The sequence below is a fragment of the Mycobacterium lacus genome, assembly GCF_010731535.1.
In the GTDB taxonomy this organism is placed as follows: domain Bacteria; phylum Actinomycetota; class Actinomycetes; order Mycobacteriales; family Mycobacteriaceae; genus Mycobacterium; species Mycobacterium lacus.
Genome location: NZ_AP022581.1, coordinates 2,087,350 through 2,103,069 on the forward strand (window position 1 = coordinate 2,087,350; position 15,720 = coordinate 2,103,069).

16 protein-coding genes and 2 pseudogenes are annotated in these 15,720 nt (G+C 67.6%); 8 read left to right on the forward strand and 10 right to left on the reverse strand.

Annotation, left to right across the window (positions count from 1 at the left end; all coding sequences use genetic code 11):
• The first annotated feature begins 12 nt into the window (after positions 1–12).
• A complete protein-coding gene (locus tag G6N24_RS09580) occupies positions 13–819 on the forward strand; it encodes a DUF1906 domain-containing protein (protein ID WP_085160120.1) in 807 nt (268 codons plus the stop codon).
• 6 nt (positions 820–825) lie between these two features.
• On the opposite strand, the gene G6N24_RS09585 is transcribed toward G6N24_RS09580, so the two are convergent.
• From G6N24_RS09585 to G6N24_RS24385, 7 genes and pseudogenes are all read right to left on the reverse strand, one after another.
• Positions 826–2,454 (reverse strand): FAD-binding protein, encoded by a 1,629-nt coding sequence (locus tag G6N24_RS09585; protein WP_085160118.1) that lies wholly within the window; start codon positions 2,452–2,454, stop codon positions 826–828.
• Positions 2,447–3,490 (reverse strand): FUSC family protein, encoded by a 1,044-nt coding sequence (locus G6N24_RS09590; RefSeq protein WP_085160116.1) that lies wholly within the window; start codon positions 3,488–3,490, stop codon positions 2,447–2,449. The genes G6N24_RS09585 and G6N24_RS09590 overlap by 8 nt, the downstream gene beginning before the upstream one ends.
• 85 nt (positions 3,491–3,575) lie before the next feature.
• Entirely contained in the window at positions 3,576–4,511 is a 936-nt protein-coding gene (locus G6N24_RS09595) for a DUF732 domain-containing protein (RefSeq protein WP_163745472.1), read from the reverse strand.
• Between the two features lie 411 nt (positions 4,512–4,922).
• Complete coding sequence (gene katG / locus G6N24_RS09600; RefSeq protein ID WP_232070735.1) at positions 4,923–7,103, reverse strand: catalase/peroxidase HPI; 2,181 nt, start codon at positions 7,101–7,103, stop codon at positions 4,923–4,925.
• Between the two features lie 36 nt (positions 7,104–7,139).
• Positions 7,140–7,592, reverse strand: a complete 453-nt coding sequence (locus G6N24_RS09605) for a Fur family transcriptional regulator (RefSeq protein ID WP_085162016.1) — start codon at positions 7,590–7,592, stop codon at positions 7,140–7,142.
• A gap of 107 nt (positions 7,593–7,699) precedes the next feature.
• Positions 7,700–8,185 carry an SRPBCC family protein gene (locus G6N24_RS09610; protein WP_085162015.1) on the reverse strand — a complete coding sequence of 162 codons (486 nt, stop codon included), beginning with the start codon at positions 8,183–8,185 and terminating at the stop codon, positions 7,700–7,702.
• Positions 8,182–8,470: pseudogene (locus tag G6N24_RS24385) on the reverse strand (DUF899 domain-containing protein); the annotation flags it as partial. The gene G6N24_RS09610 and the pseudogene G6N24_RS24385, both read right to left, overlap by 4 nt.
• Positions 8,471–8,549: 79 nt before the next feature.
• Between G6N24_RS24385 and G6N24_RS23870 the strand changes: the two are divergent.
• Positions 8,550–9,017, forward strand: a pseudogene (locus G6N24_RS23870) (hypothetical protein); the annotation flags it as partial.
• A gap of 36 nt (positions 9,018–9,053) precedes the next feature.
• Here G6N24_RS23870 and G6N24_RS09625 read toward each other — a convergent pair.
• Positions 9,054–10,241 carry a glycosyltransferase gene (locus tag G6N24_RS09625; protein WP_085162014.1) on the reverse strand — a complete coding sequence of 396 codons (1,188 nt, stop codon included), beginning with the start codon at positions 10,239–10,241 and terminating at the stop codon, positions 9,054–9,056.
• Positions 10,242–10,271: 30 nt separating this feature from the next.
• Entirely contained in the window at positions 10,272–10,820 is a 549-nt protein-coding gene (locus G6N24_RS09630) for a thioredoxin family protein (protein ID WP_085162024.1), read from the reverse strand.
• A gap of 125 nt (positions 10,821–10,945) precedes the next feature.
• On the opposite strand from G6N24_RS09630, the gene G6N24_RS09635 reads away from it, so the two are divergent.
• Both G6N24_RS09635 and G6N24_RS09640 read left to right on the forward strand, forming a co-directional pair.
• Entirely contained in the window at positions 10,946–11,803 is an 858-nt protein-coding gene (locus G6N24_RS09635; RefSeq protein ID WP_085162013.1) for a PPOX class F420-dependent oxidoreductase, read from the forward strand.
• 69 nt (positions 11,804–11,872) lie between these two features.
• Positions 11,873–13,579 carry a PecA family PE domain-processing aspartic protease gene (locus tag G6N24_RS09640; RefSeq protein WP_085162012.1) on the forward strand — a complete coding sequence of 569 codons (1,707 nt, stop codon included), beginning with the start codon at positions 11,873–11,875 and terminating at the stop codon, positions 13,577–13,579.
• 10 nt (positions 13,580–13,589) lie between these two features.
• Here G6N24_RS09640 and G6N24_RS09645 read toward each other — a convergent pair whose 3' ends face one another.
• Complete coding sequence (locus tag G6N24_RS09645; protein WP_139822524.1) at positions 13,590–14,252, reverse strand: cutinase family protein; 663 nt, start codon at positions 14,250–14,252, stop codon at positions 13,590–13,592.
• A gap of 84 nt (positions 14,253–14,336) precedes the next feature.
• On the opposite strand from G6N24_RS09645, the gene G6N24_RS09650 reads away from it, so the two are divergent.
• From G6N24_RS09650 to G6N24_RS09665, 4 genes are read left to right on the forward strand one after another with little or no spacing between them, the layout of a single operon-like run.
• Positions 14,337–14,573: a type II toxin-antitoxin system Phd/YefM family antitoxin gene (locus G6N24_RS09650; RefSeq protein ID WP_085162023.1), complete on the forward strand. Its 237-nt coding sequence runs from the start codon at positions 14,337–14,339 to the stop codon at positions 14,571–14,573.
• Positions 14,570–14,992 (forward strand): type II toxin-antitoxin system VapC family toxin, encoded by a 423-nt coding sequence (locus G6N24_RS09655; RefSeq protein ID WP_085162010.1) that lies wholly within the window; start codon positions 14,570–14,572, stop codon positions 14,990–14,992. Before G6N24_RS09650 ends, G6N24_RS09655 begins: the two co-directional genes overlap by 4 nt.
• A 53-nt stretch (positions 14,993–15,045) precedes the next feature.
• Positions 15,046–15,306: a type II toxin-antitoxin system Phd/YefM family antitoxin gene (locus G6N24_RS09660; RefSeq protein WP_085162009.1), complete on the forward strand. Its 261-nt coding sequence runs from the start codon at positions 15,046–15,048 to the stop codon at positions 15,304–15,306.
• Positions 15,303–15,701 (forward strand): type II toxin-antitoxin system VapC family toxin, encoded by a 399-nt coding sequence (locus G6N24_RS09665; RefSeq protein WP_179963478.1) that lies wholly within the window; start codon positions 15,303–15,305, stop codon positions 15,699–15,701. Before G6N24_RS09660 ends, G6N24_RS09665 begins: the two co-directional genes overlap by 4 nt.
• Positions 15,702–15,720 lie beyond the last annotated feature (19 nt).

Here is a 15,720-nt window from a genome sequence, read left to right on the forward strand (position 1 = left end):
TACCATCGCGCGGTGCACGATTCGGCTGCGCCCTGCGGACGCGGCGGACGGCGGTCTGTCTCCAGACGCGAAGTCCTCAAATATGCTTTTTCACCGGTCCTGCTGAGCCTGGGGCCACTGACCACCAGCCCCGACGCCCCGCAGGCATCAGCCGCCAACACCAGACTGATTGATTTTGCCGAGCGGACGATCCCGCCGGATGAGATCAAAGCGGCCGGCTATGACGGGGTGGTGAATTACGTGTCCGAGTCGCGGCCGGGCGCGAACTTCGAGGCAAAACCCATCACCCGCCAATACGCGAACGCGCTGCGCGCCGCGGGTCTCCACATCGTCAGCAACTTCCAGTACGGCAAGCCTGGTTGGTCGGCGCCGTCGGATTTCACCCGCGGCTATGACGGCGGCGTGGCAGACGCCCAGACCGCCCTGCGGCTACACGCCGCGGCCGGGGGCCCGAACTCGGCACCAATCTTCTTCAGCATCGATGACGATATCGATCTCGACACCTGGAATGGCCTTGCGGTCGACTGGTTTCGCGGAATCAATTCGGTAATGGGCGTGGAGCGCACCGGTATCTACGGACATTGCCAGGCATGTGCGTGGGCGATCAAAGACGGCGTCGTTGGGCGCTCCACCTCCGCCGGCCACCGATGGGCATGGCAGACGAAGGCGTGGTCGCACGGCGAGCGCGAGCCCACGGCGGTGCTGTACCAGGAGGTGGTCAACAGCCCCGCGAATCCGGGCCCGCTCTTAGGCGGTATTCATGTGGATGTAGACGAGGTCCTTGCAACCGATTTCGGGCAGTGGGATTTCGATCGATGATCGTGATCAGGGTGCCGCGTCGGCGTCGGCCAGAGCGGCGTGGGTGCCGGCTCGGCGTCCAGAGAACACGCAGTCAGCCAACGAAAGCCCACTGACGTAGCCGTTAGAGCAGATGCCGATCGCCGTGCGTCCCGCAGCGTAGAGCCCGGGGATCGGATCGCCGGACCCGGTGACGACGGCGCCGCTGGCCGCGTCGACCTTGACGCCGCCGAGGGTGAGCATCGGGGTCGGGTTCAACAAGCTGGGCCGCACCGAGATGTTGAGCAGCGTGTACGGTCCCGATCCGATACGGCGGACGAACTCGGCGGGCTTGCCCATCGGGTCGGCCTCGCCGTTGTCGATGGCACTGTTGTGCGCCGCGACGGTGGCGTTCAGGCCGTCCGCGTCGATGCCCACCTTGCGGGCCACCTCGGTAAGGGTCGACGCACGCCGGGAGTCGGCCACCATCAGCGCGGCGGCCTGGGCGCGCTGAAACCACAGCGCCTGCGTGAGGAGCTGGCGCCGCGCCGTCCGCATCACGTCGGCGTCGGCGAGAATCCAGGCGCTGCCGCCGTTCTCGGTCACGATAACCTGGCCGACGGCGGCGCCGTAACGGGATTCGTCGATGATCCGCTGTCCGTGGCGGTTGACGATCAGCGCGGACAGAAACGCGCTGGGCGGGGTGATAAAGCGCCACGCGGAGACGTTGTCCATGCGGCCGGCGACGGCCCCGGCGCTCATGGCCAAGTCGATGCCGCTCCCGTCGTCACCGCTGGTGCCCAACTGCAGACCGCCGGCGAACAGCGGCGCGTGCTGGCTGATCCACGCGGTGTTGGCGATGAACCCGCCGGCGCACAGCACCACCCCGCGCCGGGCGCGGATGCGGATGTGCTCGGCGAAGCGGCGCTCGAGGGACCGCAGCCGCCGATCGGTGCGCCGCCGCAGCGGGGGATAGTAGATTCCCGGCTTGGCGGACAACGCCGCCAACCGCGCGTACGTCGCGCGCACCGCTGCCGGGGCGCCACGCAATGTCATCGCCTCGATGCCGGTGACCCGTCCTTCGGCGTCGCGGATCAGGCGCGTCGCGCGGGTGTGCGCGTGTAGTCGGACCCCGAGCTCTTGCGCCGATTGTGCCAGCGGCCGATAGAGCTTCTTGCCGGACGTTCCTTTGCCCTTGACCCGGTGTCCGCGCGGCACCGGGGGCGTGTGTCGGCGGAAGGCGCCGGAGTTCTCGCTGCCGGAGTGGTAGAGGTAGTAGCGGTTGTTGGGGAACGACGTCTTGTACGGGCATAGCGTGGCGTCGAAGGGGACGCCGTAGTTGGCCAGCCAGTCGATCATGGCGGGGCTCTCACGCACAAACGATTCCAGCGTCGCCGGGTCGACGGCGTCGCCGACTTCGAGGCGCAGATAGGCCAGCATCTGCTCGACGCTGTCGGCGACTCCTGCCCGCCGTTGAATTGCGGTGCCCGCCCCGGCGTAGATGATCCCGCCGGAGAGCGCCGTCGCGCCGCCGCCGTTGAAGCGATCGATCGCGACGACATCGACGCCTTGTTCCCTGGCGGCGAGCGCGGCACAGCCACCTGCTGCGCCGAACCCGACGATCACGACATCGGCCCGTTCGTCCCACGCGGCGCCGTCGTCGTCCTGCTCAGTCACGCCGCAAGCCGAGCATGTGTTGTAGGTCCTCCACACAAGTCCGGACGACGCTGGTGAGCACCAATTCCCTTGTGCTGCAGTCGTCTGAGGCCAGGGCCGAGGCGCAGCGGCCCGCGGCGGCGACGTGCGCGGTTGCTGCCTCGGGATCTACCTCAGCGAGGCGCAGGGCCGATGCAACGTCCCCAATCGCGACCCGTGCGGGCTGGGAGATGCTGGCGAATGTCGGCGCCAGGTGAACCAAGTGCAGCACGGAGCCGGCGAGCAGGGGCAGATGCGCGGCCTGTTCATCCGCGCCTCGCACAGCGTTGCGTGCTGCCCACCGCAGCGGCGCGGTCCGGACTAGGTGGCGGGCGTTGGATCGGGCTTCGGTGAGCTCGCCCAGCCTTTCGTGCACCCGATCCACGGCCGAGTGCGGTCGGCCCGACGTATCCGTCGCGGGCGCGCCGGCCGAATCCGCGGTTTGAGCGAGGACGTTGTGCAGGGCGCCCAATACGCCAACGCGAGCGTCGTGGAGCATGGTTAGCGGATCGGGCGGGAAGAGCAGCACGACGAACACCAAGGCCAAACCGCCACCGATCAGGGCCTCCTGGAGGCGCTCGAATAGGCGATCGCCGCCCGCCATCGCCGCGACCAGAATCGCGGAACCGGCGGCCTGGTTGGCGAACGTCAGGCCTTGCGCGATGAACCCGTGTCCGACCAGCACCGCAACGCACAGGGTGGCGAACACCGCGACGGCGATGGCAATCGATTCGGTGCCGAGTAGCAGTTGCACCGCGGCGCCCAGGGTGATCCCCAATGCCACACCGCTGATGTTCTGCATCGCGCGCTGCACGTGCAACACGTTGCTCGCCGACACGCAGACCGCCGCGGCGATCGGTGCGAAGAACGGGTCCGGATGACCGACCACGTCGTGGGCGATGTACCACGCGATGCCCGCGGCGGCCGATGCCTGCGTGATCGCCCACAGCACGTCACGGAGTCGTCGAACAGCCGCATGGCCGCCGTCAATCGCCCGGGTTAGCAGCGAAGTGTTCACCACGCTTGCCTACACCACTACACGCGGTCATGCTCGCCAGCCGGAATGAACGTTTGGACGGCAGCCGACGGGCTCGGTTCCTGTCTCACGGTGCGAGCCTGATAAAGCCCGGCGGTGTGGGTCGCGCCGGCGCCGGCTCGACCGGACCGCCACGGCCGTTGCCGCCACTGCCGCCGCCGCCGATACCGCCGCCGCCGCCGTTGCCACCACTGCCGCCGCCGGCAGCGCCCCCCGGCTGAGGAGCATCAGCGGGAGGCTCCACTACCTCTTGCGGTGGCGGCGGGGGCTCCTGCGGCGGCGGGGGCGGCTCTTGCGGTGGCGGCGGGGACTCTTGCGGTGGCGGCGGCTGTTGCGGTGCCGGCGGCGACTGTTTTGGTGACGGCGCCGCCATCGGCGGGGGTGGTGTCAGGATCTGCGCCGTCGGCGGCGGTGGTCCCGGAATCTGCGGCGGGTTCGGTAACAGGGGATCCCCCGCGGGAACCGCTCCGATCAGCGAGCCCGCCACGAAAACCCGGCCGTCTATCACATGAGACAGCCGCACCGCACCGGCGCCCGTCGGTTCCGGCCGCGCCACCGCCGCGTCGTGCGAGTACCCGGCGACCCGGTACGCCGGTTCCGTCGATCCCGGCGCGAAACTCGCCATGATGGCAGCGATCTTGGGTTGATCGTACGGGCAGTAGATCTGCACTGCCGCAGCGATGAATCGGGTCATGGTGGTCGTGAGGCGGGCGGGGTACTGACGCACGACCGGATCTATGTTGTACGCATCGTTTCTCAGCCCGTCCAGCACGTCGCCCACCGGCATGCCGGCATCGAGTTTGAGACAAACCTTATGGGCCGCGGCAATAACGCTTGGCACGTTCGCGACAGCGGGGATTTCTTTTTTGTCGAGCAATGCCAGAAACTGCTGGTCCTGGTCTTGGTCGCCCACTGCTGCGCCGCCGCGCAGAATTGCGGCGCCAGTCAGCGCCACCATGGCGGTAACCAGGATACCGGCGTGGCTGGTGATGCCGGTGAACATGGCAGGGTTTCCGTTCCGTTAGACCCGTCACCTGGCGGGCTCGGGATCGCGATCTACGCCACTCGTGTGGCTGTCTGGTCAGGGTTTCCCAGGCGCCATGACGTCGTTCACGGCGCCGATGCGGTGTGGGAGTAAGCCATGGCGGGTGCAACGAAGAGTGCGATCCCGAAAAGGACATCGGAGCTGCTCGCCATTTGCACCCGCGGTTTCGATCTCACGAGCGGTACCTCCGTATCCGTTGTCGATGCTCTCGCAGTATGCCGCGGATATACCCCACCGGGGTAGAGCCGAAGGACCCTTAGATCTGGCCAGCGGGCAGCTTCGGGCTTGCCGAGGCCGCCGCAAATAGACGACACCCCGCGAGCCGTCGGCTCGCGGGGTGTCGCTAGGTGTCGACGATCTGCCCCGGCGCTACTTGAGGTCGAACCGGTCGTTGTTCATGACCTTGACCCACGCGGCGGCGAAGTCCTCGACGAACTTCTCCTTGGCGTCGTCTTGGGCGTAGACCTCGGCCAGCGCGCGCAGCACCGAATTCGACCCGAACACCAGGTCGTTCGCGGTGGCTGTCCACTTGAGCTGTCCCGACGAGCGGTCGAATCCTTCGTAGACGTTCTCCGCCGACTCCGACGCCTTCCACTCCGTGCCCATGTCGAGCAGGTTGACGAAGAAGTCGTTGGTCAACGCGCCCGGCCTGTCGGTGAACACGCCGTGCTTGCTGCCGCCGTGGTTGGCACCGAGGGCACGCAGGCCGCCGACGAGAACTGTCAACTCTGGAGCGGTCACACCCAGCAGGTACGCCCGCTCCACCAGCAGCTGCTCCAGCGGTGCCTTCTCGCCGGCCCGCGCATAGTTGCGGAACCCGTCGGCCCGCGGTTCGAGCACCGCGAACGAGTCCACATCGGTGTTCTCCTGCGAGGCGTCGGTACGCCCGGGCGCGAAATGCACCGTGATCTCGTGACCGGCGTCCTTGGCAGCCTTCTCGACCGCGGCGGACCCGGCCAGCACGATCAGGTCGGCCAGTGAGATCTTCTTGCCGCCGGAGGCCGAGCCGTTGAACTCCTGCTGGATGCGCTCGAGAACGGGCAGCACCTTGTCCAGTTCGGAGGGCTCGTTGACCTCCCAGCTCCGCTGCGGCTGGAGGCGAAGCCGTCCACCGTTTGCGCCGCCCCGCTTATCGGTGTTGCGGTAACTACCCGCGGCCGACCAGGCCGTCTTCACCAGCTGCGGAACGGAAAGGCCGGACTCGAGCACCTTGCTCTTCAGCGCCGCAATGTCCTTGTCGTCGACCAGCTCGTGGTCCACGTCCGGAACCGGGTCCTGCCACAGCTGCGGCTCGGGAACCCACGGCCCCAGGTAGCGGCTGATCGGACCCATGTCGCGGTGCAGCAGCTTGTACCAGGCCTTGGCGAACGCCTCGTACAGTTCCTCGGGGTGGTCCAGCCAACGTTGGGTGATCCGCCGGTAGATCGGGTCCTCGCGCAACGAGATGTCGGTGACCAGCATCGTCGGGGCCCGGCCCGGTCCACCGAACGGATCGGGGATCGTGCCCGCGCCGGCGCCGTCCTTGGCCTTGAACTGCCAGGCTCCCGCTGGGCTCTTGGTCAACTCCCACTCGTAGCCGTACAGGTTCTGCAGGTACCCGTTGCCCCACTTGGTCGGGGTCGAGGTCCAGACGACTTCCAGGCCGCTGGTGATGGCGTCCTTGCCCACGCCGCTGCCGTAGGAGCTCTTCCAGCCGAGTCCCTGTTGTTCGATCGGGGCGGCCTCGGGTTCGGGGCCGACCAGATCGGCGTCGCCGGCGCCGTGGGTCTTGCCGAAGCTGTGGCCGCCGACGATGAGCGCGGCGGTCTCCTCGTCATTCATCGCCATGCGGCCGAACGTCTCACGGATGTCGCGAGCCGCGGCGATCGGATCCGGTTTGCCTTCGGGGCCTTCCGGATTGACGTAGATCAGACCCATGGTGGTCGCGCCGTAGGGCTGGGCGAGGTCGCGCTCACCGGAGTAGCGCTTGTCGGTGGCCAACCACTCGTCCTCTTCGCCCCAGAGGATCTCTTCGGGCTGCCAGACGTCTTCGCGGCCGAAGCCGAAGCCGAACGTCTTGAATCCCATCGACTCCAGAGCGACGTTGCCGGCGAAGATGATCAGATCCGCCCAGGAGATCTTGTTTCCGTACTTCTTCTTCACCGGCCACAGCAGCCGGCGTGCCTTGTCGAGGCTGGCGTTGTCCGGCCAGCTGTTAAGCGGGGCGAACCGTTGCATGCCCTGGCCGCCGCCGCCGCGGCCGTCGTGAATGCGGTAGGTGCCGGCGGCGTGCCAGCTCATCCGGATGAACAGGCCGCCGTAGTGGCCGTAGTCGGCGGGCCACCAGTCCTGAGAGGTGGTCATCACCGAGATCAAATCTGCCTTGAGCGCCTCGACATCGAGCTTGGCGAACTCCTTGGCGTAGTCGAAATCCTCGCCGAGCGGGTTGGCCTGGGGCGGTTGCGGGTGCAGCACCGACACGTCGACCTGATCGGGCCACCAGTCCCGGTTCGTCAGGGGGCCATGCGCCTTCAGCTTGGGCGAGGGGCTAGCGGATGTATCGGATGACACGGCATTCCTTCCGGGTGTGGGTGAATCGGGCCATGATCACGGCTGTGATCCGGGCATTGCGGTCGAGCAGTCGGGGCACAGGCCCCAGTAGATGACTTCGGCCTCGTCGAGGACGAAGCCATCCAGGACGTTGTTGTCGTCGGACGGGGTCAAGCACGGAGCCTCGCCGATCGCACAGTCGATGTCGGCGATGACGCCGCAGGACCGGCACACGACGTGATGGTGGTTGTCGCCGACCCGGGACTCATAGCGGGCCACCGACCCCAATGGCTGGATCCGCCGAATCAAACCCACCGCCGTCAGGGCGTTGAGCACGTCGTAAACGGCCTGGCGAGAGACGTCAGGCAGACCGATCCGCACCGCCGAGAAGATTGTCTCGGTGTCGGCATGCGGATTTGCGTCTACTGCCTCGAGCACGGCCAGCCTGGGCCGGGTCACGCGCAAATCGGCCGTCCGGAGCTTCTCCGTGTAGTCCGCCGTTGAGGCCACCCTGCCACTATTACGCTCTTATTTGGAATCAGTCAAGACTTTGCCCAGGCGGGCGGCGCATTGATTCGGGGTGAACGGGTGGGGGTGTGAACGCTGCTCTCAGCTGCTCAGGTGATCGTCCGCAGTACCGAGCGCTCCAGCGTCACCAGCGAGGCGGCGAGGTAATCCTCCGCAAACGCGGGCATCCCGCCGATCCGGTCGCGGAAGTCCTGCGGCGTGGCGCTCCAGTCATAGGTGAGGGTGACGTCTGTGCGGTCCCCGTTGGGAGCAAGGTCGTAGCGCCAGAACCAACCGCCGGGAGCGTGGTTGCCCGCGTCGTCGAGCTGACCCGGCATCCATCCGATGGAACGGTCCTGGTCGAACACAGTGACCAGGTTGTACGTGACGTAGTCACCGCCGGCCTGTGTCAGGTACATGTTCATCGCGAAGACCTGCCCGGTGCCGGTGATCGGTGCGGTGTCCGCCGCGTCGCGGACCCAGTCACCGGGCTCGGTGTCCCGGTGGCGTGACGGATCGGCGAGGACGGCGAAAATCTGCTCCGGGGAAGCCGGGATGGTCCGAGTGACGACGTAGCGTTCGGTGCTCGCGGTCATGCGTTGTCCTTGGGGTCGTAGGCGCGGGCGATATCGGGGGAATCCAGCCATTCAGAGTACGTCGGCCGCGAGGGCCAACCCTCGGGCGAGTCCAGCCATTCCTCCCCGTCGTATGCCTGTGCGGAACACGGTGTCGCCTGCGGGCAGAAACGCATTGACCGCAAAGCCGCCGCCGGGCGGCGCGTCCATGTCGGCGGCAAACGGGCTCTGCGAGGACGAGTACCAGGCCATCAGGTTGCCGGCCTTGTGCTGGTAGGCGAGTGCTTCCTCGATCCGTCCGGTGGTGGCCTTCTCGCGCTAGCGCAGTTCGTCGAGCGCGGCACGCCAAGTCTGATGATCTACGAGGGGCGGGAGGGCTGCGACGCCGTCGCCGTCGGCGGTCACCGACAACGTCCACTACTGTTCGCCCAGCGCGGCGGGTGCCGGCACCTGCTGGCCATCGACGCCCGGATTGCTGTTGTGCGTGGACAATCCGTGGGACAAGCGCCTGCATCGGGTGACCTACCGCGGACCGCTCCCGCCGGTGCGGGCTCCCGCAACGCAAGAGCCGTTCGCGCTGGTTCTCGACGACGGCACGCGTTGCCTGCTTCGCAACGGCGGCGCATGGGGTGGCCGCGATGACGGTTACGTCGGCGCCTACGGGTGCGGCGACGCCGGCGCGAACCTCGCGGTCTTGTGGCTGCCCGGCCAGGGCGTGGGTTCTGGGGGTGCTTGCATCGACCGGTCGGCTCCGGCGTGGACGGTCAAGGTCGGCCAACTGGGCACACCGGCCACCCACTTTCCGCGGCCGCAGACCCGCGCGGTGACGACCGCATGGTTCGCCGGGACGTGATCGCTCGCGGTATTCCGGTGACTGGGCCTTCGCCGATCAGCCAACGCTCTCGACGCGGGCCGCGTCTTCCAGGAGATCGGCGGCACTGGCCATGCTTTTGGCGGGCTCGGTCATCTGGGCGGCGATCTCACGGGCTCGAGCGCGGCACTGCGCGGTGAGGATGGAGCGCAGGTCAGCGACCAGTGATTGCGGGGTGGTGGCCGAGAAGGCCCGCCCCGAGCCGACTTTCAGCCGTTCGATGGCCCCGGCCCACATCGGCTGATCGAGCCAGAACCAGAGGATCAACGTGGGGAGTCCGGCCCGCATGCCCGCGGCCGTGGTGCCAGCGCCCCCGTGGTGGACGACCGCGCGGCAAGCCGGAAATATGGCCGCATGACGCACCGCGTCCACAACCTTGACGTGGTCGAACTGGGGGATCTGGGTGAAGTCATTTGGGCCGCTGCAAATCAACGCTCGCTCGCCCAACTCCGCGCAGGCCGCACCGATCATGGTGACCGTGTCGGCCCAGGATGCGATCGGCGTGCTACCAAAGCCGAAGTAGATGGGCGGCGTTCCAGCAGAGGTCCACGACGAGACCTCGTCGTCGGCATCCGTCGGCAACTCCAGGGTCAACGCGCCGACGAAGGGCCGACGGACATCCAATTCGGCCCATTCGGCGGCCAGCCCGGGCACGCAAAGCTGCTCGTAGGCCTGGATTTCCAGTCGCGTTGCGGAGCCGGTTGCCGCCGGCAAGCCGAGCGCGCGGCGCGCAGCATCGTCGGTCTCCTTCGTGACAAGCGGACCCAGCCCACCAGATGCCCAAAGCTGCGCCGGGAAAACGTCCAGCGCGGCCAGCGGAATGCCGTGATACTGCGCGACGCTGGCCGCCACACCCTGCTCGTTGATGCCCGCCAATATCAGGTCGGCCCCTGGTGCCAGCGACACCAGCGTCGCGCCCTTGTCCGCCTTGACCTGGCTGAGGTGCTCAATCACCTCGGTCAACATGCTCATCGGATTTCGGAGCTTCGTCGCCAAGTTGCGAACCAAATCCGTGGCCGGGTTCATCGCCTCCCGCGAGTCCGGCCCGTAGGCGACCGCGGCAAGCCCCGCCGACTCGGCGAAGCCAAGCAGGTTAGGCGGGACCGCCATGCGTACCTCATGACCTCGGCGCAACAGTTCGCGACCGACGGCGGCGAAAGGCTCGACATCGCCGCGACTTCCGTAGCCTGCCAGCACAACTTTCATCGGCGGTTCATCGGCCGGCGTGAACCCGGCTCACCGCCACTTGATGCTGCACCCGATCGACGGCCGCTGGTTCGGGTCGACGGGCCGCCCGGCGAGCACGGCGTCGACCGCCGCGCGGACGTCAGCGGCCGTCACCGGTAGGCCGTTCCCGGGGCGGGAGTCGTCGAGCTGGCCGCGGTACACGAGTCGACGCTCACCGTCGAACACGAACGTGTCGGGCGTGCAGGCCGCGGAGAAGGCCCGTGCCACGTCCTGGGTCTCGTCGTAGAGGTACGGAAACGCCCAGCCGTGGCGGCGGGCCTCGGCGACCATCTGATCGGGTCCGTCCTGCGGGTAGGTGGCCACGTCATTGCTGCAGATGCCGACCATCGCGACACCCCGGTCAGCGAGGTCCCGACCGAGCGCGGCGAGCGCGGCGGCGACGTGCTGGACGTACGGGCAGTGGTTGCAGATGAAGGTGACGACAAGCGCGGGACCCGTGAGCTCGTCGAGGCTGACCGTGGCGCCGGTGGCCGGGTCGGGCAGGGTGAACGACGGTGCCGGGGTGCCAAGGGGGAGCATGGTGGACTCGGTGGCCATGCCCGCCAGCGTAGTTCCGCGGCGCAGGCGGGCAAACGGCGGCTTTGGCCCGGCGGGTGCCGTCACGCATCGGCACCCAGCCCCGTCTATCGATTGAGGACAAACATTGTGGAAGGGGCGACGCGATGAATCGCTTGGGCGTGCTGGCGCGGGTTTACCTGGTCGCGGTGACGGCGCTGGTGGGGGTGGCCACCGTCGGGATCGGGGTCTGGTGCCTGGTCGATCCGACGTCATTCGCCGAGGTCGTCCAGTTTCACGCGCACCGGCACTTCCTGCACGACGTCGGCGCCTTCCAGCTGGGCCTGGGCGCCGCACTGCTGCTTGCGCTGATCTGGGGGGACGCGCTGGCCACCGCGCTCGCCGGATTCATCGTGGCCAACACCGTACACACGGTGAACCACGTGATGGACCTCGACGTGGGTGGTTCGGTCGCGCAGGCATGGGCGCTCGGCGCGGTGTCGGTGGCCCTCGTCGTGGCGTTCGCCCTGCGGCTACGCCAACTCGGCTATGTTCTGGGCCCCGTTGCCACCGCGACCAGCCAGAGCCTGGCGCCATTCGTGCGCCAGAAGACGATCAGGCTCACCACGTATCGCAAGGACGGCACCGGGGGCTCCAGCCCGGTCAGCATCGTGGTGGATGGCGACCGCGCCTACTTCCGTAGTTTCGAGCGGGCGATCAAGGTGCGCCGGATTCGACGCAACCCGAACGTCGACTTCGGGCCCGCTACGGCATCGGGCAGGCCGACCGGATCGACGCAACCCGGCGGCGTGCGCTTGTTGGACGGGGCCGAGTACCGGAAGGCGGGGCGTCTGCTCCGCCAGAAATATCCCTTCCTGCATGGCGTGGTGGTGCCGTTGGCGCACCGACTGATGCGGGACAAGTTCGGCCGCACCGTGCACGCGGAGTTGATTCCGTCGCCTGCGTACGATGCTCTCGGCCAGCCTGCGAGTCGTTCGACGTATGACCGGTGCGTTGAAAACTGAGATGCCGAGACGGGACCTCGATACGCTGTAGGCGCACATGGATTGCTGATTGACGCGGAAGGGGGCGGTGTGCCGCTTCTGGTCGTGGCTCCCGAGTTGCTGGCGTCGGCGGCAGCGGATTTGGAGAGCATCGGTGCGGCGCTGAACGCGGCGCACGCGGCCGCGGCTGTTCCCACCACTGGCTTGGCCGCCGCGGCCGCCGACGAGGTATCGGCGGCGGTGGCGGCGCTATTCGCCGGGTTTGGGCAGGAGTATCAGGCGCTCAGCGTGCAGGCCAACGCGTTTCATCAGCAGTTCGTGCAGCTGCTGAGCTCGGGGGCCGGGTCGTATGTGGCCGCGGAGGCCGCCAACGCGTCGGTGTTGCAGACGCTCGAGCAGGACGTGTTGGGGGTGGTCAACGCACCGACCCAGCTGTTGCTGGGGCGTCCGCTGATCGGCGATGGGGCAAACGGGACGGCCGCGAGCCCCAACGGCGGGGCCGGTGGGCTGCTGTATGGCAACGGTGGCAACGGCTATTCCCAGACGGCGTCGGGGGTCGGCGGCGGTGCCGGCGGTGCGGCGGGGCTGATCGGCAATGGGGGCGCCGGGGGTGCCGGCGGACCCAACGCACCCGGTGGGGCCGGCGGCAACGGCGGATGGCTGTACGGTGCCGGCGGGCCCGGTGGGCCGGGAGGCGCCGGCCCGACGGGCGCGCCGACCAAGGCCGCCGCGAGTGGCGGACTCGGCGGAGCTGGCGGTTGGGCGGGCCTGCTCGGCCCCGGCGGGATGGGCGGCGCCGGCGGAGACGCCGGCCAAACCGCGGCCCTCGAGGACGGGTTTGTCGGCGGCGGCGGCACCGGCGGCCACGGCGGCTGGTTGTGGGGCCCCGCCGGGGCCAATGGGCACTTTGGGACGGGCGGCCCGGTCAACGGGACCGTCCCGCTGCACATCTATAACGTCACCGAGCCGTTGGTGTACACGTCCGTCAACGGCGGACCGGCCGTGCCCGTGATCGTCGACACCGGGTCCGCTGGTCTCGTGGTCCCGATTCAAGACATCTGGCTACAGCAGCTCGGCTTGCCCACGAACGTTGGGATCGGCGCTTACAGCGGCGGGCTGATCTATGTCTACGCCACCTTCAACACGACGGTCGATTTCGGGAATGGCCTCGTCACCGCGCCCACCAGCGTTAACGCCGTCCTCTTCGCGGTCCCGACCTCGCCCCACGCGATCACGTCGTCTCTGCGAGCCTGGCTCGCCAATCCGACGTTGACCCCGTTCGAGGCGTATTTCGCCTCGGCCGGCGCGGACGGCGTCTTGGGTGTCGGACCGAATGCCACGGGCCCGGGCCCCAGCATTCCGACCACGGCCCTGCCGGGCACCCTCAGCCAGGGTGTTCTCATCGACATGCCCGGGGGTGAGCTGACGTTCGGGCCCAACACATTGCCTGGCCCCAACGTCTCGGTCACCGGAGCGCCGATTACCACCCTGTGGGTATCGGTCGATGGCGGGCCTCTCCAGCCCGTTCCGTCGATCATCGACTCCGGTGGCGTCACGGGAACCATGCCGTCGTCCGTGATCGGGTCCGGAACGCTACCGGCGAACACGAACATTGAGGTCTACGCCGACGCCGGGGGCACTCAGAGGCTCTACTCCTTCAACACGAACAATTACCAGCCGACCGTCATCTCATCAGGCTTGATGAATACCGGCTTCCTGCCCTTCTCACTCCAACAGGTGTACATCGACTACAGCCCCGGCGGTGTCGGGACGACGGTCTTTGATCACACAGTGTGAGGCGTACCCGTTAGGCGCGTGAAGCCGCCTGACCGAGCTTGTTGGCCGCGAATGTCGCGGCCTGGTTTGTCATCCCGGACTGGATGTAGGAAACGTGCGCCATGATGTTCGAGCCCGGGGAGCATATCGGGTCGTCGGGGGCGCACAAGTTGATGGTCTTGGCGCCGTACAGCGGGCTGATTGTCGGCAGCGGCTGGCCACCCCACAACATGCTGGAGAACCCGCTGGATGGCTCGCCGAAAAGGGCCACGGCCGCGACATGTTCGGCCACCGGAGCGGGCATCGTCGTGGTGGACAAATCGATCACCGTGGAGCCCTGCGAATACCCGCCAAGCACAATTCTGGTGCTCGGGCAGCTGGCGACGGTGTCCAGGATGTGGGCACTCGCGTCGTCGGCGCCGCTGGACGCGCTCGTGTGGTAGTCGTCGTTCGCCGGGTAGTTGACCGCGTAGACGGCCACGGACCGCCCGCCGATCTGCGAGCCGAGCGAATCGACAAATGCCTGGCCGACGTCGCCGAGACCCGGCTCTTGATGGGTGCCGCGAGCGAAAACCACCGCGACATCCGAGCATGGATCGGCGGACGCGGCGGGCGCGCCGATCGGCGCGCTCACCAGCGCCCACGTCGTCACAACCGAGACACCAACGATGCGAGTAAGCCTGCGGGCAGTCACCGCCACATGCTTGCATACCGCCGGCGACGGCGGCGCATCAGCATCAACGGTGGCATGTGTCTCACCGGTGATACGCTTGCGGTCATGGGATCGGTGACAGTGCGCGAGTTGCGCAACAGCGGGGGAGAAGTGCTGCGCCGCGTCGAGCGGGGTGAGCGCATCGTGGTAACCCGTGACGGCACCCCGGTGGCCGAATTGCGGCCGCTCCCACATCCCAGCGCCGGCCCCGCCGAGCTTATTCGCCGCCGCAGGCATCTCCCGAGAGTAAATCCCGACGCTCTGCGCCACGATATCGATAACCTGATCGATCCATCGCCGTGAATGAGCCATCCACGCGCGGAATCCTCGACACGTCCACGGTGATCCTTCTCGGTGAGATCGCCGACCCGACGACCCTTCCCGACGAATCGGTGATCAGTGCGATCACCCTGGCGGAGCTGTCCGTCGGCCCGCATGTCGCCCCCAGCGATGACGAGCGCAGCGCACGCCAGCAACATCTGCAGCAGGCTGAGGCTGACTTTGAGGTTCTCCCGTTCGACGCCGACTGCGCGCGAGCATTCGGCGGGGTGGCCGCCGCCCTGCGCGCATCGGGGCGAAAACCGGCGGCACGCGCTTACGACGCACTGATCGCCGCCACCGCGATCGCTCACGGGATCGCGCTCTACACATGCAACCCAATTGATTTTGCCGGGATCCCGCGGCTGGAACTGCGCCCTATCGCTCATCCGGACACTCGCTAGGAGCGCGTCGTCGCGGCTCAACAGCCTGGCTACAACTTTGCTACATTCGTAGCATGTCGGAAGTTGCCTCCCGAGAACTGCGCAATCACACCGCAGGGCTGCTCCGGCGCGTGCAGGCTGGTGAAGATATCACCGTCACCGTCAACGGCAAGGCGGTCGCCCTTCTCACCGCTCTGCGGCCGACCCGACGCAGATGGTTAGGCCGTGACGAACTACTGCGGAGGCTCGAGCGCGCGCAAGCGGATCTTGCGTTGCGCCAGGAACTCGCTGAGCTAGCAGGGGACACCTCCGACGAGCTTGGTCCGCTGCCGTGACCTCCGCCGGCGTGCTCGATACGTCAGTATTCATCGCGCAGGAGAGCGGTCGCCTGCCCGATGCGTCGCGGCTCCCCGACGAACTGGCGACCACCGTCGTCACCGTGGCCGAGCTCAACCTCGGCGTGCTCGCCGCCGCCTCGGCGGACATTCGAGCGCAACGACTGGCAACACTGGACGCTACTGCCGACATCGTCGCATTTCCGGTCGACGACGACGCAGCGCGGATGTGGGCGCGGCTTCGAATCCATCTCGCAGAAGCCGGTCGGCGAGTCCGCATCAACGACCTTTGGATCGCCGCCATCGCAGCTTCCCGGGGACTGCCGGTGGTGACGCAAGACGATGACTTCGATCCCCTCGACGGGGTCGCCGGCTTGACGATTGTGCGTGTCTAGCCTGTCGCGGTGGCCGGCG